Raw genomic sequence first — 22,064 nt, 5'->3', positions numbered from 1 at the left:
CACATAATAATGACCGATCACTCTCAGGCCATGACGGCCAAATATCGCCAGGATTATCAAGCCCCTCTCTACTGGATTGACAGCCTGGATCTCGATTTCCAGCTGCAGGATCCCCTCTGCCGTGTCACCGCCATCTCCCGCATTCGCCGCAACGGCGAGCACAATGAGGTGCTGGCCCTCGATGGCGAGAGCCTCCAGCTGGTGAGCGTCAGCATAGACGGGGTGGCGTGCGAGCAGTATGAGCTGACCGACAACCAGCTGCGACTCAGCAACCTGCCCGCCGAGTGCGTGCTGACCATAGTCACGGACCTGGACGCCGCCGGCAACACGGCGCTGGAGGGGCTCTACAAGTCCGGCGATGCCTACTGCACCCAGTGCGAGGCGGAGGGTTTTCGCCGCATCACCTATTACCTGGACAGGCCCGACATCCTGGCCCGTTACAGCACCCGCATCACCGCCGACAAGGCCAGATACCCCTATCTGCTCTCCAACGGCAACAAGGTCGACAGCGGCGATCTGGATGGCGGCCGCCACTTCGTGCAGTGGCAGGATCCCTTCCCCAAGCCCAGCTACCTGTTCGCCCTGGTAGCCGGTGACTTCGACGTGGAGCGGGACCGCTATGTCACCAAAAGCGGCCGCGAGGTGGCCCTCGAGATCTTCGTCGACAAGGGCAATCTGGACCGCGCCGGTTTCGCCATGGAGAGCCTCGTCAACGCCATGCGCTGGGACGAGCAGCGTTTCGATCTGGAGTATGACCTCGACATCTACATGATCGTCGCGGTGGACTTCTTCAACATGGGGGCCATGGAGAACAAGGGGCTCAACGTCTTCAACTCCAAGTTCGTGCTGGCCAACCCGGCCACCGCCACCGACGGCGACTATCACGGCATAGAGCGGGTGATCGCCCACGAATACTTCCACAACTGGACCGGCAACCGGGTCACCTGCCGCGACTGGTTCCAGTTAAGCCTCAAAGAGGGGCTGACGGTGTTCCGGGATCAGGAGTTCTCCTCGGATCTGGGGTCGCGCGGCGTCAACCGCATCAACAACGTGCGCACCGTGCGCGGCCCGCAGTTTGCCGAAGATGCCGGCCCCATGGCCCACCCCATCCGTCCGGATGTGGTGATAGAGATGAACAACTTCTACACCCTGACCGTCTACGAGAAGGGCTCTGAAGTGATCCGCATGCTGCACGTCTTGTTGGGAGAAGCGGCATTCCAGGCCGGCATGCGCCTCTATTTCGAGCGTCATGACGGCTCCGCCGCCACCTGCGACGACTTCGTGCAGGCGATGGAAGATGCTTCCGGTGTCGATCTCGGCCGCTTCCGCCGCTGGTACAGCCAGTCCGGTACCCCCGAGCTCACCGTGACCGACGACTACGACGCGGCGAGCGGCGTTTATCGCCTGCACGTGCGCCAGCACACCCCGCCGACCCAGGATCAGCCGCAAAAGCTGTCGCTGCACATCCCCTTTGACATCGAGCTCTACGATGAGAAAGGGGCCGTCATCCCGCTGCAATATCAGGGCAAGGCCATCGGCAACGTGCTCGACGTGCTGGAGGCACAGCAGACCTTCGTGTTTGACCAAGTGCCGGTCAGGCCGGTGCCCTCCCTGCTGCGGGACTTCAGTGCGCCGGTCAAGCTGCATTTTGATTACAGCGACGAGGCGCTCGCCTTCCTGATGCGCTTTGCCCGCAACGAGTTCGCCCGCTGGGATGCGGCCCAGATGCTGATCAACAAGGCGGTGATCGACGGCGTGGCCCGGGTACAGCAAGGGCAGGGGGTGGCGCTGTCCGATACGCTGCTAAGCGCCTTCGTCACCATCCTCGATGACGAGGCGCTGGACTCCGCCCTCAAGGCGGAGATCCTGGCGCTGCCCGCTGAGGCGACCCTGGCCGAGCTGTTCGAGGTGGCGGACATCGACGCCATCCATCGGGTGCGCGGCGAGATCCAGGCCGCACTGGCCAGGGCCTTCGGCGACCGCCTGCTGACGTGCTATGAGAGCCTGCGCCTGAACGGTTATCAGGTGGTGCACGCCGACATGGCCAAGCGCGCCCTCAAGGCCGTGGTGCTGGGCTATCTGGCGGCGCTGGATGCAGAACTCGCCGATGCCCTGGTGCGGGAACAATATGCCCAGGCCGACAACATGACCGACACCCTGGCGGCGCTCCAGGTGGCCAACGGCCATCTGCTGCCGTGCCGCGCCGCGCTCCTCGCCGATTTCGAGGGCAAGTGGGCCCATGACGGCCTGGTGCTGGACAACTGGCTGCGCCTGGTGGGCGCCAAGCCGGCCGCCGACGTGCTGGAGGAGGTGCGCCAGGCGATGAGCCATCCCACCTTCAGCATCCGCAACCCGAACCGGTTGCGGGCCCTGGTGGGCAGCTTCGCCATGGGCAACCAGGTGCAGTTCCATGCCCGGGATGGCAGCGGCTATCGCTTCCTGACCGATCTGCTGATCGAGCTCAACAGCATCAACCCCCAGGTGGCGTCCCGTCTCATCACGCCGCTTATCCAGTTCAAGCGACTGGACGAGGAACGCAGAGGGCTGATCCGTGCCGAGCTGGCACGGTTGCAGGGGTTGCCGAGCCTGGCCCGGGATCTCTATGAGAAGGTGAGCAAGGCCCTGGCCCAGTAAGCCTTGTGCCAGTGAAGGGAAACAGGGCCGGGCAGATCGCCCGGCCCTGTCATTGATGACCGCCGACCCGGATCGGCGGCCTGCAGGAGGAGAAGAGGGAGTGAAGCAGTTTACCTTTGGTTTGAGTCTGTCCCGTGACGAGATATTGCTGATGTACCAGGGGCATGCCCGCCGCCTGGTGGTGCGCTGCGATCAGGGACTGACCCTGGAGCTGGGGCTGGACAAGATCCGTCCTTTCGTCGGCCAGAGCGGGGTCCATGGCCGTTTTTGGCTCAAGACGGGGGACGATCACCGCTTCATCGGCCTGGAACGCATAAATTAACAAAAACCAAACAGCAAACCGCGTAATTATCTGCTTAATATCACTAACTATCGGGTTAAAACGGAGTTTGTCAGTGATATTTTCTGCATTTTTCTAAAATGACAAAATTAATGACAGCCTGAGCCGTGATCTGCCGCTAGTTTTTAACATTTCATTATCAGCTTCGCTCGCCTTCCCGGATCCGACCCATTACACTTCGCACAACTCTGTACCAGCGGGCATCCAGGGTGGATGTCGCTGTCGGTGATGTCGGTCCGATAAGGAAACTAGCAATGGCATTGAAAGACGCCCCTACCTCAGTTCTGCTCGAAAACGTTCTCAGCCTGATCCATCAAAAGCTACCCCACAAGAGTGCCTCCCTGGTCGAGCGCTTCGTTGCCAAGTTCTACGGCAACATGGCGAGCGATGATCTGCACGATCGCAATGACAGCGATCTCTACGGCGCCGCCCTCAGCCTGTGGAATGCCCTCAACCAGCGCACCGGCACCGAGCCCTATATCCGGGTCTACAACCCCGAGCTGACCCGTCATGGCTGGCAGTCGCCCCATACCATCGTCGAGATCATCTTGCAGGATTCCCCCTTCCTGGTGGATTCCATCCGCATGGCGCTCAAGCGCCGGGGCATCACGGCCCACATGATGCTGCATCAACCGCTGCACCTCATCCGCGGCAAGGATGGTAAGATAGAGGCGATCCTGGATCTGGAGCACACGGCGCAGCAGACATCGGCCGAGACCGCCTTCCTCATCGAGATCGATCACCTGACCGAAGAGAGCCAGATGCTGGCCCTGGCCGCCGAGCTCGACTCCGTGGCCGGTGAGGTGGCGCTGGCGGTCGGCGACTGGCAGCCCATGCTGGCGCGCCTGAACGAGATCATCGAGGAGCTGCCGAGCCGCAACAGCCCGGTCAGCAAGGAGGAGGTGGACTCCACCGTCGCCTTCCTCAAGTGGGTCGCCGCCCACAACTTCACCCTGATGGGCTATCGCCGCTACGACGTCAAGGCGGTGGAGGGGGACCACGAGATCCTGCCCCAGCCCGATTCCAGCCTGGGCCTGATGAAGAACTCCATCAAGGACGAGGGACAGCGCCTGGGCCACATGCCCGCCAGCGCCCGCCACGCCGCCCTCTCCAACCATCTGCTGATCCTGACCAAGTCCAACAGCAAATCCCGGGTGCATCGCCCGGCCTATGTGGACTACATCGGCATCAAGCGCTTCGACGAGCATGGCAAGGTGGTGGGAGAGGATCGTTTCATCGGCCTCTACGCCTCCTCCATCTATAACACCAGCGCCACCCAGATCCCGCTCATCAGTCACCGCCTCGAGCGCATCATGGCCGCTTCCGGCTTTGAATCGGGCTCCCACGCCTACAAGGCGCTGCTCAACGTGCTGGAAACCTACCCGCGCGATGAGCTGATCCAGGCCCGCGAAGAGGAGCTGCTGGCCACGGGGCAGGGGGTGCTGGCGATGCAGGAGCGGGACATGCTGCGCCTGTTCGTGCGTCGCGACGTCTACGGCCGTTTCTTCTCCTGCATGGTCTATGTCACCAAGGAGCGTTACAACACGGCGCTGCGGATCAAGACCCAACAGATATTGCAGAAATATTTTGGCAGCAGCGAAGAGGTGGAGTTCAACGTCTACTTCTCCGAGGGCGTGCTGGCCCGGACCCACTACATAGTCCGAGTGAACAATAACAACGTGGATGTGGATGTGAACCAAGTACAGAACAACCTGATTGAAGCGGCCCGCAGCTGGGACGATCGCCTGGATTCCGTGTTGCTGGCCCATTATGGCGAGGCCAAGGGCAACGAGCTGGGTCGCCGCTTCAACGACGCCTTCCCCCGCGCCTACAAGGAAGACGTGCTGCCGGGCTCCGCCGTGGCCGACATCATGGCCCTGGACAACCTGAGCGAGGCCGAGCCGCTGGGCATGCTGTTCTACCGCGCCCAGGAGGAGGAGGACGATCGCCGGGTCCGCCTCAAGCTGTTCCACCGCGCCGAACCCATCCACCTCTCCGACGTGCTGCCCATGCTGGAAAACATGGGGCTGAGGGTGATAGGGGAGACCCCCTACCAGGTCAAGACCCCCAACGGCGACGTGTTCTGGATCCTCGACTTCTCCATGCTGCTGCGCGGCGATCAGCCCTTCAGCCTGGCCCAGAGCCAGCAGCGCTTCCAGCAGGCCTTCGCCGCCGTCTGGAACAAGACCCTGGAAGATGACGGCTTCAACCGTCTGGTGCTGGGGGCCGGCCTCACCGGCCGTCAGGTTTCCGTGCTGCGCGCCTATGCCAAATACATGCGCCAGACCGGTGTCTCCTTCAGCCAGAGCTACATCGAGGAGACCCTGACCCGTTATCCCGAGCTGGCCCAGCTGCTGTTCTCCCTGTTCGAGGCGCGCCTGGATCCGGCTGGCAAGCAGGATGCCAAGGTACTGGCCAAGCTGCACGAGCAGCTGACCGCCAAGCTGGATCTGGTGGCCAACCTGGACGACGACCGCATCATTCGCCGCTACATGGAGATGATAGAGGCGACCCTGCGCACCAACTATTACCAGCTGGACAAGGAAGGGGAGGTCAAACCCTATATCTCCTTCAAGCTGGCCCCCGCCGGGATCAGCGAGATGCCGCTGCCCCTGCCGAAATTCGAGATCTTCGTCTACTCGCCACGGGTGGAAGGGGTGCATCTGCGCTGGGGCAAGGTGGCCCGGGGCGGCCTGCGCTGGTCCGATCGCAAGGAAGACTTCCGCACCGAGGTGCTGGGTCTGGTCAAGGCGCAGCAGGTGAAGAACACCGTCATCGTGCCGGTCGGCGCCAAGGGCGGTTTCTACTGCAAGCAGATGCCGGTGGGGGCTCCCCGCGCCGTGATCCAGGAGGAGGGCAAGGCCTGCTATCGCCTGTTTATCCGAGGCCTCTTGGACGTGACCGACAACATCATTGCAGGGGAGGCGATCCCGCCCAGGGATGTGGTGCGTCACGACGAGGATGACTACTACCTGGTGGTGGCTGCAGACAAGGGCACCGCCACCTTTTCCGACATCGCCAACGAGATAAGCCAGGAGTACGGCCACTGGCTGGGCGACGCCTTTGCCTCAGGCGGCTCGGTCGGCTATGACCACAAGAAGATGGGCATCACGGCGCGCGGCGCCTGGGAGTCGGTCAAGCGGCACTTCCGCGAGCTGGACATCGACTGTCAGACCACCGACTTCACCTGTGTGGGGATAGGTGACATGGCCGGCGACGTGTTCGGCAACGGCATGCTGCTCTCCGAGCACACCCAGTTGGTGGGCGCCTTCAACCACATGCACATCTTCATCGACCCGACGCCGGACGCGGCCAGCACCTTCGCCGAGCGCAAGCGGCTGTTCGAGCTGGCGGGATCGAGCTGGGACGATTACAACCGTGAGCTCATCTCGGCCGGCGGCGGCATCTTCCTGCGCTCCGCCAAGTCCATCAAGCTGAGCCCGCAAATCCAGACCCTGCTCGGCACCGACAAGGCCAGCATGGCGCCGAACGAGCTGATCAAGGCGCTGCTCTGCCTGAACGTGGATCTGCTGTGGAACGGCGGCATCGGCACCTACGTCAAGAGCCACAAGGAGAGCGATGGCGAGGTGGGGGATCGCAGCAACGATGCCCTGCGGGTCAATGGCCGCGATCTGCGGGCCCGCATCGTCGGCGAGGGGGGCAACCTCGGCTTCACCCAGCTCGGCCGTATCGAGTACGCCAGCCAGGGGGGCCGCATCAACACCGACTTCACCGACAACGTGGGCGGGGTGGACTGCTCCGACAACGAAGTCAACATCAAGATCCTGCTGAACCAACTTGTTGCCGCAGGGGAACTGACCCTCAAGCAGCGCAACCAGATGCTCTACGAGATGACGGACGCGGTGGCCGACATAGTGCTGACCAACGCCTATCGCCAGTCCCAGTCCATCTCGGTTACCCAGTTCCGTGGCGGCGATCAGCTGAAGGAGCAGCAGCGCTTCATCCAGGGGCTGGAACGGGAAGGCAAGCTGGATCGGGCGCTGGAGTTCCTCCCCTCCGACGAGGATCTCTCCGAGCGCATGGCGGCCGGGCAGGGCCTGACCCGCCCCGAACTGGCGGTGCTGGTGGCCTACGGCAAGATGGTGCTCAAGGAGCAGCTCAACTGCCCCGAGATCACCGACGAGCCCTTCCTGGCCCGCATGCTGGTCACCAGCTTCCCCGAGCAGCTGCAACAGCGCTTCGGCGAGGCCCTGGCCCAGCATCCGCTGCGGGGCGAGATCATCGCGACCCGGGTCGCCAACATGCTGGTCAACGACATGGGGCTCAACTTTGCGACCCGGATGCGCGACGAGACCGGCGCCTCCGTGGCGGAGGTCGCCACCTGCTTCGCCATGGCCCGGGAAGTGTTCGGCTTCGACCCCCTGTGGCGCGACATCGAATCCCTGGACAACCGGGTGAACGCCGAGACCCAGCTCGAGCTGATGTTCGCCAGCCGCCGCATCGTGCGCCGCGCCACACGCTGGTTCCTGCGTGCCCGCAACCGCGGCTGGAGCATAGGGGAGAACATCGCCTTCTTCCGCCCCGCCTTCGAGGCGTTGAGCGAGCACCTCTACGAGGTGATGGATGAGAGCGAGGTGGCCGAACACCGCCAGGCGGTTGCCGCCCTGATGGACAGGCAGGTGCCAGAGGCCATCGCCCGTCAGGTGGCCCACATGAGCAGCCTCTTCTCCTGCCTGGATCTGGCGCAGATTGCGGCGGATCAGCAGAGCGACATACTGCGGGTGGCCAATGTCTACTATCGCCTCGGTGCCAAGCTCGACCTGCACTGGTTCCTGGAGCAGATCAACCATCAGCCGGTGGGCAACCACTGGCAGGCGATGGCCAGAGCGTCGTTTCGCGAGGATCTGGACTGGCAGCAACGCAGCCTCACTTCCGTGGTGCTGGAAGGGTGCAAAGATCAGGGAGAATGCGATACCATACTGGCCGACTGGATTGCGGAGCATGAGCAACTCTTGTCCCGTTGGACCCATATGTTGGCCGACTTCAAGACCACCAGCACGCACGAGTTCGCCAAGTTCTCGGTGGCCTTGCGGGAGTTGAACCTGCTCCAGTTGAATTGCCGAACCTCGATATAACATCGAGTGGCATCATCACCCCAAAAGCCCCGGCCAGTTGCCGGGGCTTTTTTTAAGGAGCAAAGATGTTTTACCCCCTCGCCAGGCATTTATTGTTCAAGCTGGATCCGGAGCAGGCTCACGAGCTCTCCCTCAAGCAACTCGCCCGTCTTCATGGCACACCGCTCGATATCTTTTTCCGCCAATCCTTGCCCCAACGCCCCGTCACCTGCATGGGGCTTAATTTTGCCAATCCGGTCGGTCTGGCGGCAGGGCTCGACAAGGATGGCGAGTGCATCGACGCCTTCGGTGCCATGGGGTTCGGCTTCATTGAAGTGGGCACAGTGACCCCCAAGCCCCAGAGTGGCAACGACAAGCCCCGCCTGTTTCGGGTGGTGCCGGCCGAGGGGATCATCAACCGCATGGGCTTCAACAACCTCGGGGTGGATCATCTGGTGGAGCGGGTCAAGGCCGCCAAATATCAGGGGGTGATCGGCATTAATATCGGCAAGAATAAAGATACCCCCATCGAGAACGGCAAAGACGATTACCTGATCTGCATGGACAAGGTTTATGATCATGCCGGTTATATCGCCGTCAATATCTCCTCTCCCAATACCCCGGGTCTGCGTCAGTTGCAGTATGGGGATGCGCTGGACGAACTGCTGGCCGCCCTCAAAGAACGTCAGCAAGTGCTGGCGGCGCAATATAAGAAGTATGTGCCGCTGGCGGTTAAAATCGCCCCGGATCTCAGCCTGGATGAAATTAAACAGGTGGCCGGATCCTTGTTGAAAAATGGCATCGATGGCGTCATCGCCACCAATACCACGCTCGCGCGCGAGATGATCTATGACATGCCCCATGCCGGTGAGGCGGGGGGATTGAGCGGTCGTCCGCTGCAGCACAAGAGCACCGAGGTGATCCGTTTATTGGCTCAGGAGCTGAAAGGGGCCATTCCTATTATCGGCGTCGGGGGTGTGGACAGCGCCATGGCCGCCCGGGAGAAACTGCAAGCCGGTGCCACCCTGGTCCAAATATATAGCGGCTTTATTTATAAGGGGCCGGCCCTGGTGAAAGAGATAGTGACCAATATCTGACGTATCTGGTCAATTTAATATAAAGACGCCCGGAATTAAGGTTGCCGAAATTATCGACTTGGAATAGAGTCGAATTACTGCAGCAAGGAAGGGCGTCTCATGTTTCTCCAACCGAACGATCAATGGCAATGGCATTATGATGCGAAGTCCGACCGTCTGATGTTGGAGCTGAGCGATGAGATGATATTCGCGACCGAATATCAAGGGCGCCAGCTGGTGCCAGCCTCTTTTACTACCCAGCCTTTCTGTGTCGATGATGCCTCCCTCTATTATCAGCTGATGGACAACGCCGCCGATCTCAATTGGAGCGTGCCTCATCAGGTGCAGCTGGTATTAAATGCCATCGCGGTGAGCCGTTTTTATAAACCCCTGATGCCCCAGAGCTGGTTCTTTATTGAACTGGGTCAGCGCCTGATGCCGGAGCGGGGGGAGCTGGTGGTCATGCACACTCAGCACGGTGAAGGGGTGTTCATGGTGATAGAGGCGGGGGAGCAAGCCAGCGTCTGCCTCAATCTGACCGAGGAGTTGATGCTGAGCGGCAACAAGCTGATGCCGAGATTTGCCGTGATCAAGGTGATGAACAACCGCTTGGGCCTCTATCACAGGGCCGCTCCCGAGCTGCGCCAGGTGGGCTGACCCCCACCATCCCCCTTGCCTGTCTGCTGGCCGGCAGACCGAGGCTCTCGTATTGACTCTTCCTGCCTGTGCCCATTTCCCTGCTGCCTTTTGCAAGAGAAGCTGCCGCTCCCGGGCGGGATCGCAGGGGACGAGGGGCAGCTCGCCCCCGCGTTTCCCCGATATCTTCCCTCTGGCCGTGAATTGAGGGGGAGTTGGTGATGTTCGGGGCAGCCAAGACGGCCGCGAATGGGGTATAATGCGGGCCTATTTTTATGGGTTCCCCGTGAGCGTGATGAAAGAATTTTTTGCAACCTGCCCCAAGGGGCTGGAAAACCTGTTGGCCGTCGAGCTGACCAATCTGGGTGCTGAGCAGGTCCGTGAGACCGTGGCCGGCGTCCACTTCAAGGGCGAACTGGCCATCGGCTACAAGGCCTGCCTGTGGAGCCGCTTTGCCTCCCGCATCGTGCTGGTGCTGTCCGAATTCCAGATGAACGACGATCTGGATCTCTATCTCGGCGCCCACACCATTCCCTGGGAAGAGCACTTCTCCGGTACCGCCACCATCGCCGTGGACTTCACCGGTACCAACCCCGCCATTCGCAACACCCAGTACGGGGCGCTCAAGATCAAGGATGCCATCGTCGATCGCTTCACCAAGCGCGGCCATGTGCGCCCGGACGTGGACAAGAAGTCGCCGGACATTCGCATCATGGCGCACCTGGGCAAGGGCAAGGCCAACATCACGCTGGACTTGTCAGGCCCGGCGCTGCACCAGCGCTTCTACCGTCAGGGCACAGGGGAGGCGCCCCTTAAAGAGAACCTGGCGGCGGCCATGATCGCCCGCAGCGGCTGGGCCGGTGAGCCCATGATGGACCCCATGTGCGGCTCCGGTACCTTGCTCATCGAAGCGGCCTTCATCGCCGCCGACATGGCGCCGGCCCTGCGCCGGGAGCGCTTCGGTTTCGATCGCTGGCTGCAACACGACTTTGATCTGTGGCAGAGCTTGATGATGGAAGCCCAGGTGCGCGCCAAGCGCGGCATGCAGCGCTGCGAAGCCAAGCTGTTTGGCTGCGATGCCGACCCCCGCGTGCTGATGAAGGCCCGCGACAACGCCAAGGCGGCCGGCGTGGCCCACCTCATCACCTTCAAGCAGGCGGACGTGACCGCGCTGGAGAACCCGCTGCCGATGCCTGCTGTGGAAGGGGAGGCCCGCGAGATCGGCATGCTCATCTCCAACCCGCCCTATGGCGAGCGTCTCGGGGAGTTCCCGGCCCTGCTGGAAGTGCACCAGGCCCTGGGCGATGCCCTGCGCCGCAGCTTCCAGGGTTGGAAGGTCACCATTTTGTCTGCCTCCCCTGAGCTATTGAGCTGCCTGCGCTTGCGGGCCGACAAGCAGTATCGCCTGTTCAACGGGGCGCTGGAGTGTCAGCTGCGCAACTACCAGATCGCGCTCGACTCCGTGGCCTCCCAGAAAGAGGTGGCCCAGGACTTTGCCAACCGCCTGCGCAAGAATCTGAAGACCCTGGAGAAGTGGGCCAGCAAGGAGGGGATCGACTGCTATCGCCTCTATGACGCCGACTTGCCGGAATACAACGCCGCCATCGACCGCTATCGGGATTACCTGGTGGTGCAGGAGTACGCCGCGCCCAAGGACATTCCCGCCCAGAAGACCCGTCAGCGTCTGCTCGACATGGTGCAGGCCGCCATCAAGGTGACCGGCATGGACGGCGAGAAGGTGATCCTGAAGGTGCGCGAGCGTCAGGAAGGCAAGCAGCAGTACCAGAAGCTCTCCGAGGAGCAGCACCGGATGGAGGTGCAGGAGTACGGCGCCCGTCTGTGGGTCAACCTCTACGATTACCTGGATACCGGCCTCTTCCTCGACCACCGTCAGACCCGTCGCATGCTGGGTCAGATGGCCCGTGGCAAGCGCTTCCTGAACCTGTTCGCCTACACCGGCAGTGCCACCGTGCACGCGGGCCTTGGCGGGGCGAGCGAAACCACGACGGTGGACATGTCCCACACCTACCTCAACTGGGCGCAGGACAACATGCGGCTCAACTCCCTGGTGGGCCGTCAGCACAAGTTCGTCCAGGCAGATTGCCTGAAGTGGCTCTCCGAGGCCGAGGATCAGTACGATCTCATCTTCATCGATCCGCCCACCTTCTCCAACTCCAAACGGATGGACGAGAGCTTCGACGTGCAGCGGGATCACCTGCTGCTGATGCAGCACCTCAAACGCCTGCTGGCGGCGGACGGCACCCTGGTGTTCTCCAACAACAAGCGCCACTTCAAGATGGATCTTGCCGGTCTCGAGGCCGCTGGTCTCAAGGTTCAGAACATCACCGGCAAGACCCGGCCCAAGGATTTCGAGCGCAACCAGCATATCCACAACTGCTGGATCATCACCCACGCCCCTGAGCAGACCGAGGCGCAGGCCTGATGCTGACCCTGTTTCACACCGACGGCTGCCACCTGTGCGAACAGGCCTGGGCGCTGGTGGAGCAGGCCGGCCTTGCTGGCAGGACCCGCCGCTGCGACATCCTGGATGACGCCGACTGGCTCGAGGCCTACCGGGTGCGCATTCCGGTCGTGCGCGATGAGGCCGGCCGCGAACTGGGCTGGCCCTTCACCCTGGCGGACCTGACGGCCTGGACTGGGCGTCAGGAGCAGTGCTGATTTGACGATGAAACGGGGGGAGATCCAGTCTGCCGCCCGTTTTTTCATACGCAATAAGGAACGAACATGGCTTTATTAACATTGCACGGCGCCTCCCTGTCGTTCAGTGATTTCCCGCTGCTCGACAACGCCGAGCTCACCATAGAGCGGGGCGAGCGTCTCTGCCTGGTGGGCCGCAACGGGGCGGGCAAGTCCACCCTGATGAAGGTGATTGCCAGCGAATTGCCCCTGGACGATGGCCGTCTGGTGTTGCAGCAAGACTTGAAAGTGACCCGCCTCGAGCAGGATCCCCCCGCCTCGAGCGAACTCACGGTGTTTGACTATGCTGCCGAAGGGCTGGCTGGCGTCGGCGAGCTGCTCAAACAGTACCACCATATTTCTCTGGAGCTGGGGCACGATCCCTCGGACGCCAACATCCGCAAGATGAGCGAGTTGCAAGAGCAGCTCGATTATCAGAACGGCTGGCAGTTCGAGACCCGCATCAGCCAGGTGCTAACCCTGCTGGGGCTGGATCCCGATGTGACCCTCGACAGCCTCTCCGGCGGCTGGCTGCGCAAGGTGGCTCTGGCCCGGGCACTGGCGTGCGATCCGGATCTGCTGCTGCTGGACGAGCCGACCAACCACCTGGACATCGAGGCCATCAACTGGCTGGAAGATTTCCTCAAGGACTTTCGCGGCGCCATCGTGTTCATCTCCCACGATCGGGAATTCATCCACAAGCTGGCGACCCGGATCATCGATCTGGATCGTGGCGTGATCACCTCCTGGCCCGGCAACTACGACGAGTATCTGCAGGGCAAGGAAGAGGCGCTGCGGGTCGAAGAGCTGCAAAATGCCGAGTTCGACCGCAAGCTGGCCCAGGAAGAGGTGTGGGTACGCCAGGGCATCAAGGCCCGCCGTACCCGCAACGAAGGGCGGGTGCGGGCCCTGGAGGCGATGCGCCGGGAGCGTTCTCAGCGCCGCGAGCTGCAGGGCAAGGCCAAGCTGCAACTGGACGAGGTCAATCGCTCCGGCAAGCTGGTGTTCGAGACCGAGGGACTCGGGCTGGACTTTGGCGATCGCACCCTGTTCCAGGGGCTGGATCTGCAGGTGCTGCGGGGCGACAAGATTGCCCTGGTCGGCCCCAACGGCTGCGGCAAATCCACCCTGATCAAGCTGTTGCTGGGTCAGCTCGCCCCCAGCCGCGGGCTGGTCAAGGGGGGCACCAACCTGGAGGTGGCCTATTTCGATCAGTACCGAGAGCAACTCGATCCCGAGCTGACCGTGGTGGACAACGTGGGGGAGGGCAAGCAGGAAGTCATGGTGCGCGGCCGCTCCCGCCACATCCTGGGCTATCTGCAGGACTTCCTGTTCGAGCCCAAGCGGGCGCGGACCCCGGTCAAGGCATTGTCAGGGGGCGAGAAAAACCGTCTACTGTTGGCCAAGTTGTTCTTGAAGCCCAGTAACTTGTTGATCTTGGATGAACCAACCAACGACCTGGATGTCGAAACCCTGGAACTTTTGGAAGAGCTGCTGGCAGACTATCCCGGCACCCTGCTGCTGGTCAGCCATGATCGCCGTTTCATCGACAATACGGTGACCGGGTGCTGGCTGTTCGAGGGAGATGGCCGGATCAGCGATTATGTGGGCGGCTATGCCGACATGATGGCGACCCGTGCCCAGCAGGCGGCGCAACCGGCCAAGGCGGCGAGCAAGGCCCCGACGGCGACAGAGTCCGTCGCGACGACGAGCGAACCCGCCAAAAAGAGCCGCAAGCTCTCCTACAAATTGCAGCTGGAGCTGGAATCTCTGCCCGCAAAACTGGAGCAACTTGAAGCCGAACTTGATACATTGCAGGGCGAAATCAATGAGCCCGGCTTCTTCTCGCTCAGTGCCGAACAGACACAGCAGAAGCTACATGCCCTGAGTGCTGCCGAGGCAGCACTGGAACAGGCCTTCTCCCGTTGGGAGGAGTTGGAAGCGTTGAAACATCAGGACTAAGGACGTAGATGAAAAAGCAATTATCCATACTGGCCGTACTGGTCGGCGCCAGCCTCAATGCCCAGGCGGCGCAGAGCCCTTTCTTCACCATTACCGAAGTGGGGCAGGGCTATGGGGTCGGGATCAGCGCCGACAACAGCGTGCTGGCGGTGAAACTGACGAACGATGCGGGCAGCTTCTTCTCCTCCGCACCCTTCTCTGACTTTTTGGTAGACAGATTCCGCTTCGATCAGAACTGCATCCTCTCCAGTGACGTCTGCGATGCCTTCTGGGAAGACAATGCCAACTTTGGCTACCAGTGGCGCCGCGACTTCCTCGACTCCAGCTCCCAGCGCGACAACCTGGGCCTGTCTGGCAGCGAAACCGATGGCCTGGTGGTCGCTATGGGGTCCGATAGCGGCACCTATGTGGGTTACAAGTCCTCCAAGAACGCGGTCAGTGGGCTGGCCAACAGCCGCACCGGCTTTGCCGTGATCAACGACGGCAACCAGGTAGCCCTGGATGGCAGCTACCAGGTGAACGGTACCAATGTGCTGAGCAGTGCCACCAGCGTGGCCCATGTCAGCGGCAGTCAGTACCTGGTGACTGGCACCGCCGCCACCGGCAAGAACCGCAAGGTCACCACCGACGAGTACACAGAGTGCTATAACGGCGATGACGACAGCTTCGGCGACTACCGCTACTGCCCTGGGGTCGACACCCAGGCGGCCTTCTGGCTGGTAGACAATGACGCTGCCACCCTGTTCCAGCCAACCAGCTACTACGACGATGACAAGAACATGGTGCAGACCGCCTCCGCGCTCCAGGCTGCCAAGCTCAAGGATGGCAGCTGGGTCGCGGTCGGTTATTCGGCCACCGACGAAGAGTATGCGGAGCACAGCCTGGATCTCGCCGCCTACTGGACCCTGGATCTGGCCAACAAGTCGGCTGGCACCACCAAGGCCATTCCCCTGTCCGACGGCAAGCCGGATGACAGCGATGCCAGCCTGCGCGGCAGCTGGGCCAGCGGCGTCAATGCCAACGGCTATGTGATAGGCAACCAGCGTTATGGCACCAACAAGGGGCAGAACCGCCCGGTCGAGATGTTCGTGTTCAACCTGAACAACCCGAGCAGCAACGCCTCCGTGCCCCTCAAGAACAGTCCGATCAGCGGTGCCAACTCGGAAGCCGCGGCCATCAACGATCACAACATGGTGGTCGGCTGGCGTGACTCCCGTCATCAGACCCAGCCGGTGAGCGGCGGTACCAACCGCATGCAGGAAGCCTTCCTGCTCAACGCCGCCAATGGCAGCAACTGGTATCTCAACGACCTCATCTGCGGCCTGAGCGATGCCGGCAGCAAGAGTTGCAGTCAGAATGGGGCCTACTACCACATCGCCTATGCCAGCGGCATCAGCGCGGATGGCACCATAGCGGCCACCGCCTATCGCTATGGCAGCGAGACCGACCTCAACAACCGCAGCAATGCCACCGTGGTCAGCGTCAAGCTGAGCCCGGACAGCCTCAACTATGAGGGCATAGCCGCCAATCGCGTGGTGGCCAACGCCCCGGTCGTCAACCAGACCGGTCAGGATGGTGACGGCGGCGGTGGTGGTGGCGGCAGCCTGTTCTGGCTGACTCTGCTGGGTCTGCCTTTTGCCTGGCTGCGTCGCCGTGGCTGAAAAAAGCGGGTCATAAAAATGTAATGCAGTTCAGTGCCTTGTGTCACAAGCCACGATTAGCATGGGAAGTTTTATTTGACCTGACTTTGGCCTTGCGTTAATGATGAAAGCGACTGGTGAATAACTGGTCGCTTTTTTCGTTCCACGAAGAGGGTCGTTGAATATGAAGAGACAAAAACGGGACCGTCTGGAGAGAGCTCGCGCTCGCGGTTATCAGGCTGGCGTTGTCGGTAAACAAAGCGAATCTTGTCCGTACCAGTGTCTGGACGCCCGAGGCCAATGGCTGGGGGGATGGCGTGAAGCCATGGAAGGACGGAGTTCAGGACTCTTCATGAAGTAGTCACTTCATCACCATTCAAAGACAGGAAAGGGGCCCGACAGGCCCCTTTGCGTTGATGCTTGCCGTGACATGGCAAGATCAGAAACTGGTAGTGTCCTTGAACAGGCCCACTTTCAGGTCGGTGGCACTGTAGATGGGGCGACCATCCACCTCGACCACGCCATCGGCGATCCCCATGACCAGCTTGCGGTTGATGACCCGCTTGAAGGTGATCTTGTAGGTGACCTTCTTGGCGGTCGGCAGGATCTGACCGGTAAATTTCACTTCACCCACCCCCAGGGCACGACCCTTGCCGGGGCCGCCTTTCCAGCCGAGGAAGAAACCGACCAACTGCCACATGGCATCCAGGCCCAGGCAGCCCGGCATGACGGGATCGCCCGGGAAGTGGCAATCGAAGAACCAGAGGTCCGGCGTGATGTCGAGCTCTGCCAGGATCTCGCCCTTGCCGTGCTCGCCGCCGTTATCGTTGATGGTGACGATGCGATCCATCATCAGCATGTTGGGGGCGGGCAGCTGGCTGTTGCCCTCACCAAACAGTTCACCACGGCTGCAGGCGAGCAGCTCCTCGCGGGAGAACGAGGTCTTGCCTTGTTCACAGAGGGAGAGGGGAGTTGCAGAGGCGGTTTTATCTTGGGTCACGCTGTGTATCCTTCATATGAGTCAAAGCGGAGCCAATCTAGCGTACACCTGTGCGCTAGACAACTCCGATCACTTGTTAATGGCCAAACAGACGGCCCAGTATGGTGCGCATTATGCCCGTTTTGGGCAGAGTGCCGTTGAGATCGTCCAGCCGCTGCTGGATGCGGAAAAACAGGGTATCCGGCATATCCGGCTCCCCGGCCACGCAGCCGGTCAGCAGCTCGATGGCTTCCTCCACATGGTCCACCGGGTGGATGTGGAACAGTCCCTGCTCGACGGCGGCAATCACCTCGTCGGAGAGGTTCAGTTGCTGGGCATTGGTACCGGGCAACAGAATGCCTTGCTTGCCATTGAGGCCGTGGATCTGGCACACCCGGAAGAAGCCCTCGATCTTCTCGTTGACCCCGCCCACCGCCTGGACATTACCAAACTGGTCGACGGCGCCGGTGACGGCAAAGTGCTGATAGATGGGCTGGCGGGCGAGGGCAGAGAGCAGGGCGCACAGGCCGGTCAGGGAGGCGCTGTCCCCGTCAATCTCGTGATAAGACTGCTCGAACACCAGGTTGGCCGACAGAGGTGAGGGGTTCTCCGCACCGAACTTGTTGGAGAGATAGCCGTGGATGATCATCATGGCCTTGGCATGGATATGACCGGCCAGCTCCGCCTTGCGCTCGATATCCGCCACGTCGCCATCTCCCAGATGAACGGTGGCGGTGAGGCGAACCGGCTCGCCAAAATCGTAGGGGTGGCCGGCGACCTGGATCACGGAGAGGCCATTGATCTGGCCTATCTCTTCCCCCTCGGTCTGCAGCAGGATCTGGCCATCGATCACCCCCTGATCGGACTGTTCAACCAGGTAATTCAAGCGGAAATCCTGCTCGGCCAGGGCATTGACGATGTGCTCCTGATCGATGATGTCGGCCTCCAGCTCCCGGGCCAGACTGTCTGCCAGCCGCATCAGGGCGGTGAGCTGCACCTCGGAGAGGGAGAGCCACTCCTGATGGTCGCACAGCCGGCTGGCGTGACGGCAGAGCGCCGCCTGGGCTGCCGGGGTGAAGTCCAGCAGGGACCAGCGCTGGCGGATCCAGGCCAGGTAGCCGAGAAAGTCAGGCAGTTCATCGTCAATCTCCACCTCGGAGACCAGGTCCGCGCGCAGGAAGATCCGCTCCGACATGTCACGGTCGAGCATCTGGAATTCGGCCACTTCCAACCGATCGCCGACCAGGATCAGCTTGAGCCGAATAGGCGTCGCCTCCGGGGCGAAGAAGGGAGTCAGGGTCTTGCCTTCCTGGTAGGCATTCCAGTCCAGCTCGCCCTTGAGCATGGCGTTCTTGAGCTTGAACCAGAGGTGGGGCTGATCCAGCAGCTCATCGAGTTGCAAGATGAGATAGCCGCCATTGGCCTGACGCATCAGGCCCGGCTCCAGCAGATGCTGGTTGGCGTAGACCGAGCCTTGCTCGGTCTGATAGTTGATGGAGCCAAACAGGGTGTCCCAGTTCAGATCCCGGCCATAGACCACGGGGGCCTGCTGATCTTCGTGATGGATCAGCAGGTTGATGAGCACGGGGTGCTGAAACTCGAGGCCGAGGGCGACATGGGCCGACAGATCCGACAGGAAGTCGGCTATCTTGGGGTCATCCTTCTGCTTGCGCATGATGCGGGTCACCAGGCGCTCGGCATCCAGATGATGGCTCATCAGCTTGAGCAGCTCGCCAACCATCTCGCAAAATTCGAACCCTGTGCCCGGTTGCAGTCGCAGCCAGATGGGCTTGAATGGATTGTTGAGGTTCTCGGTATAGCAGAGATCGAACAGATCGCCGTCCTTGCCATGGGTGTCGGCAATCAGGGTGCGGCACACCTGTTCGTAGTCTGCGCCGGGGAAGCCGTTGATCAGCATCACGGGGCAATCGCCGTCGAAACTGGCCAGACGCTTGATGGCTGAAATGGCTCTGGGTTGCAAGGCGGCAAAGGGAATAGGGTCGAGTTCGCTCAGGGGAGCAAAGAGGTCAATCGCAAAAGCGGGTTTCAGTTGTTCTGATGTTAATTCAGCCACTTAAGACATCCGGTCGGAGAGAGGAGCAATTGTTGCCATTATACACAGTTCGTATAGGCGTGACAGGAAATGGAATATCACATTTAACAAGTCTATACTACCAAGGTAGTTCATTGCTTTTTATTCATATAAATCAATTTTTTGTATTTCATGAACTTAAAATCACTTCATGAATAGGAAGGGGCGGTAGTCAAATAAATCCGGACATTAGGTAGGTCGATTTTCGGATGCTGCTGGCGGTTAGCTATCACTGTGTTGATGTGGACGCCGCCAGTTGTAGTAATCCATCAGGTAATAACTGATATTCCGTTTTGCTTCCCGCAGGCTAATGTATCCCGTCACAGGGAGCCACTCTGACTTCAGGCTTCTGAACAACCGCTCCAGCGGGGCGTTGACGCTCCCAGCAGTTACCACGACGACTCATGCTTTGAGCCATGCGACAGCGCCACAACCGTTGCCGAAATGCCCGGCTGATTGGATACCAGCCCGGTTCTCTTTAAACAAATGGCACAACTCGCTTCGTTGTTTCATCCGCTAACTGTTAATGGTCCGCTTCAGGGCTAAATTTTTGTAAAAACAGGACGTTGGGACAGCGAAAGCGTAGCAGACCAGGGTGATGAGGGCTTCCAGCTCCTGGATTTTCTGCTGCTTCGGAGTTAGCGCTTTGTTGATTGGGGTGGTGCCACTGCGTTCGGATTGAAGTGGCTGAACTCAGCGGCGAAGTATGGTTTCACCGACATCCAGTGAACGGCTGGCTTCGGGGACAGAGTATCCCTGGTCGAGTACCAGGGATGCGGCATCCAGCTTGAACCCGGCAGTAACTGAGCGACGTAATCTTGTCATTGAACACCTCAAGTCATGGTGGCGACTGTACCAACTAAAATGGTGTCCGGGATGATTAGACCACTACAACAGGACGCTTATTTAGCTTGAAGATGGGAAACACTTAAATTTCATGGGTTGGTACGACCGGTTATACCGCCTCCAAGCGCGACGATCTAACTTGAGTTGGATTAGCTCCACTGGAAATCAAAAAAACAGTGCTGGTGACACTGAAAAACGTTTGCTGAGCGCCTCGATATGTTGGCGGGTAAGTTTTTTGCCCTCTGCGGTATTGAGCAGCTTGCTCACGTTGGACTTGGAGCCCAGCTCAGGCAGGTCAGCCACCCCCAGTCGGTGCTGGATCATCAAAGTCTTCAAGACAGCAATGCCCGGCTCCACGCCTGCTAAAGCCTTGTTGAAGTCGGCGAACTCGACAGCCCCGTCTTCCCAGCGCTCGAGACTGGTTGCAAGCAACTGAATCAATTGCTTATTGGTTTCATAGTCATCGATCAGCTCGTCCATCAGCTCAAGAGCTCGCTCATAATCGTCCTGATTATTGATGTGGGCGATGTAAGGCACTTGGGCTAATGCTGCTCTAATCTGGACCAGAGCCGGATTTAACATGATAGTAGCTCCTTGTTTCTCCTGTACTCGCGGAGAATAGCGACTATCTGGAGCAGGATATTCTGTCAGAAATGAGAGTGATGAACAAGTTGTTAACATGCATAATTTCATCTTACTATGAGAACTCCTAACACTGCTAGAACGTTTCACCCATGAGATTCGATCTGCAATACCTTTAGACGATTGCAAAGTTTTGTCGTGATAAAATAACTTATATATAGGGGTAGGCGATTCAGAAGGCCTCCAAATCCCAATGGTGGCCATCGATTTTCGGTGCTGTAGGGTTAAAAAAGGAATATTACTATGAATAGTGGAAGTCATGGACCCGACCAAACAGGTTGTCGATATTCTCTGTGATGTTTGTGGTTGCAGTACGAGAACTTCGTGCGGCACGCAGGAATACGGCACGTTGGAAGCCAGCTGGGGTTACAGTTCTGTGCACCACCATGGTGAACGCTACCAGGTGTATTTGTGTGAAGACTGTTTTTTTCAGACGTTGGCAAATTTAAGGCAAGATCATCGTTTGCAAAACATGTTCTCAGAGAACTATCAACCTGCAGATCCTGACACCTTTGGGCGAGTTAGCGAAAACTAGGGAATTATCTAACAGATATTACAAAGACAGTAGGGTAGGGATCTTACTGATGCCGTCAAATATTAATTAAATGATCAATAGCACGGATTAACCAATGCCAGAAAGAAGACGACGCATTTCTTCTTCAGGATCGTATTGTTTTACTCTATCTTGGGTTTTTAGTGTATGGTTTATTTTACGCGTGAGACCAAGATGTGTATTGTCAAAGTCTTGCTGGCAACGATCAAGTGGAGCCTGTAAATCCAATTGTGTAACCGCCCACGAATAAGTAACTTTTTCAAAAGGATACCTTCGTGGGTAAGCAAATGGACCAAGACAAACTCAAAGCACTGGCCGCTGAGCTGGCAAAAGACATCAAATCTGAAAAAGATCTCGGCACCCTCACCCAACAGCTGATCAAGCTCACCGTCGAGACCGCGCTCAATGCCGAGATGGACGAGCATCTGGGCTACCAGAAACACGCCCCACAAGGCCGTGGGACCGGCAACAATCGCAATGGCTATTCCACCAAGCGCCTAAAAGGACAGCACGGAGAGGTCACTATCCAGGCCCCTCGTGACCGTAACTCCTCCTTCGAACCTCAGTTCGTCCGCAAGGGCCAGTCACGCCTGACCCAGATGGACGACCAGATCCTCGCCCTCTACGCCAAGGGCTTGAGCACGCGGGATATCGTGGACGCGTTCAAAGAGATGTATGACGCCGACATCTCGGCGGGGCTGGTATCGAAGGTGACCGAACGTGTCATCGAGCAGGTCCACGAATGGCAAAACCGGCCGCTGGATCGTAAGCGCCGCTAAATCGACCTACTTGCCTTCGTTGTATTGCGCCACTTTTTTTGCAATGGGCTCCAGCGGGACGTTCCAGGGTAGCAGGGCTTCGAGTTTTTCCAGGCTATCGGCCTCGCCGATCT

13 protein-coding genes and 2 pseudogenes are annotated in these 22,064 nt (G+C 59.7%); 11 read left to right on the top strand and 4 right to left on the bottom strand.

Annotated features, from left to right (window positions below):
- Positions 1–9 precede the first annotated feature (9 nt).
- From pepN to rmf, 10 genes are all read left to right on the top strand, one after another.
- Positions 10–2,634: an aminopeptidase N gene (pepN, locus tag ACLHZ1_RS08635; RefSeq protein ID WP_427261742.1), complete on the top strand. Its 2,625-nt coding sequence runs from the start codon at positions 10–12 to the stop codon at positions 2,632–2,634.
- A gap of 100 nt (positions 2,635–2,734) precedes the next feature.
- Positions 2,735–2,956: a DUF2835 family protein gene (locus tag ACLHZ1_RS08630; protein ID WP_427261741.1), complete on the top strand. Its 222-nt coding sequence runs from the start codon at positions 2,735–2,737 to the stop codon at positions 2,954–2,956.
- Positions 2,957–3,228: 272 nt separating this feature from the next.
- On the top strand, positions 3,229–8,070 hold the full coding sequence (locus ACLHZ1_RS08625) for an NAD-glutamate dehydrogenase (protein ID WP_427261740.1): 4,842 nt from the start codon (positions 3,229–3,231) through the stop codon (positions 8,068–8,070).
- 65 nt (positions 8,071–8,135) lie between these two features.
- Positions 8,136–9,146 carry a quinone-dependent dihydroorotate dehydrogenase gene (gene pyrD / locus ACLHZ1_RS08620; RefSeq protein WP_408793339.1) on the top strand — a complete coding sequence of 337 codons (1,011 nt, stop codon included), beginning with the start codon at positions 8,136–8,138 and terminating at the stop codon, positions 9,144–9,146.
- Positions 9,147–9,245: 99 nt separating this feature from the next.
- A complete protein-coding gene (locus ACLHZ1_RS08615; protein ID WP_408793338.1) occupies positions 9,246–9,782 on the top strand; it encodes a cell division protein ZapC in 537 nt (178 codons plus the stop codon).
- A 238-nt stretch (positions 9,783–10,020) separates the two neighbouring features.
- Positions 10,021–12,204 carry a bifunctional 23S rRNA (guanine(2069)-N(7))-methyltransferase RlmK/23S rRNA (guanine(2445)-N(2))-methyltransferase RlmL gene (gene rlmKL, locus ACLHZ1_RS08610; RefSeq protein WP_427261739.1) on the top strand — a complete coding sequence of 728 codons (2,184 nt, stop codon included), beginning with the start codon at positions 10,021–10,023 and terminating at the stop codon, positions 12,202–12,204.
- Entirely contained in the window at positions 12,204–12,440 is a 237-nt protein-coding gene (locus ACLHZ1_RS08605; protein ID WP_427261738.1) for a glutaredoxin family protein, read from the top strand. Before rlmKL ends, ACLHZ1_RS08605 begins: the two co-directional genes overlap by 1 nt.
- Before the next feature lie 66 nt (positions 12,441–12,506).
- Positions 12,507–14,420, top strand: coding sequence for an ATP-binding cassette ATPase Uup (uup, locus tag ACLHZ1_RS08600; RefSeq protein ID WP_427261737.1), 1,914 nt, complete (start codon positions 12,507–12,509; stop codon positions 14,418–14,420).
- An 8-nt stretch (positions 14,421–14,428) separates the two neighbouring features.
- A complete protein-coding gene (locus ACLHZ1_RS08595) occupies positions 14,429–16,081 on the top strand; it encodes a DUF3466 family protein (RefSeq protein ID WP_427261736.1) in 1,653 nt (550 codons plus the stop codon).
- Between the two features lie 163 nt (positions 16,082–16,244).
- Complete coding sequence (gene rmf, locus ACLHZ1_RS08590; RefSeq protein ID WP_084205227.1) at positions 16,245–16,421, top strand: ribosome modulation factor; 177 nt, start codon at positions 16,245–16,247, stop codon at positions 16,419–16,421.
- Positions 16,422–16,499: 78 nt separating this feature from the next.
- Here the strand turns inward: rmf and fabA are convergent, their stop codons facing one another.
- From fabA to ACLHZ1_RS08570, 4 genes and pseudogenes are all read right to left on the bottom strand, one after another.
- On the bottom strand, positions 16,500–17,060 hold the full coding sequence (gene fabA / locus ACLHZ1_RS08585; RefSeq protein ID WP_427261735.1) for a 3-hydroxyacyl-[acyl-carrier-protein] dehydratase FabA: 561 nt from the start codon (positions 17,058–17,060) through the stop codon (positions 16,500–16,502).
- Positions 17,061–17,136: 76 nt separating this feature from the next.
- A complete protein-coding gene (locus tag ACLHZ1_RS08580) occupies positions 17,137–19,113 on the bottom strand; it encodes a Lon protease family protein (RefSeq protein WP_427261734.1) in 1,977 nt (658 codons plus the stop codon).
- A gap of 240 nt (positions 19,114–19,353) precedes the next feature.
- Positions 19,354–19,956 (bottom strand): annotated as a pseudogene (locus tag ACLHZ1_RS08575) (transposase).
- Between the two features lie 186 nt (positions 19,957–20,142).
- Positions 20,143–20,559, bottom strand: coding sequence for a helix-turn-helix domain-containing protein (locus tag ACLHZ1_RS08570; RefSeq protein ID WP_206220025.1), 417 nt, complete (start codon positions 20,557–20,559; stop codon positions 20,143–20,145).
- A 900-nt stretch (positions 20,560–21,459) separates the two neighbouring features.
- Here ACLHZ1_RS08570 and ACLHZ1_RS08565 point away from each other — a divergent pair.
- Positions 21,460–21,936, top strand: a pseudogene (locus tag ACLHZ1_RS08565) (transposase); the annotation flags it as partial.
- Positions 21,937–22,064: the final 128 nt, after the last annotated feature.

It is taken from the genome of Aeromonas sobria (assembly GCF_050266975.1).
GTDB classification, from domain to species: Bacteria; Pseudomonadota; Gammaproteobacteria; order Enterobacterales; family Aeromonadaceae; genus Aeromonas; species Aeromonas sobria_B.
The sequence above is the reverse complement of the archived record's forward strand: the minus strand, read 5'-3'. Positions and strand labels throughout refer to the sequence as shown.

Coding starts and splice junctions, on each gene's coding strand:
- pepN (WP_427261742.1), top strand. CDS start 10: ATGACCGATCACTCTCAGGCCATGACGGCCAAATATCGCCAGGATTAT.
- ACLHZ1_RS08625 (WP_427261740.1), top strand. CDS start 3,229: ATGGCATTGAAAGACGCCCCTACCTCAGTTCTGCTCGAAAACGTTCTC.
- pyrD (WP_408793339.1), top strand. CDS start 8,136: ATGTTTTACCCCCTCGCCAGGCATTTATTGTTCAAGCTGGATCCGGAG.
- ACLHZ1_RS08615 (WP_408793338.1), top strand. CDS start 9,246: ATGTTTCTCCAACCGAACGATCAATGGCAATGGCATTATGATGCGAAG.
- rlmKL (WP_427261739.1), top strand. CDS start 10,021: ATGCGGGCCTATTTTTATGGGTTCCCCGTGAGCGTGATGAAAGAATTT.
- ACLHZ1_RS08605 (WP_427261738.1), top strand. CDS start 12,204: ATGCTGACCCTGTTTCACACCGACGGCTGCCACCTGTGCGAACAGGCC.
- uup (WP_427261737.1), top strand. CDS start 12,507: ATGGCTTTATTAACATTGCACGGCGCCTCCCTGTCGTTCAGTGATTTC.
- ACLHZ1_RS08595 (WP_427261736.1), top strand. CDS start 14,429: ATGAAAAAGCAATTATCCATACTGGCCGTACTGGTCGGCGCCAGCCTC.
- rmf (WP_084205227.1), top strand. CDS start 16,245: ATGAAGAGACAAAAACGGGACCGTCTGGAGAGAGCTCGCGCTCGCGGT.
- ACLHZ1_RS08570 (WP_206220025.1), bottom strand. CDS start 20,559: ATGTTAAATCCGGCTCTGGTCCAGATTAGAGCAGCATTAGCCCAAGTG.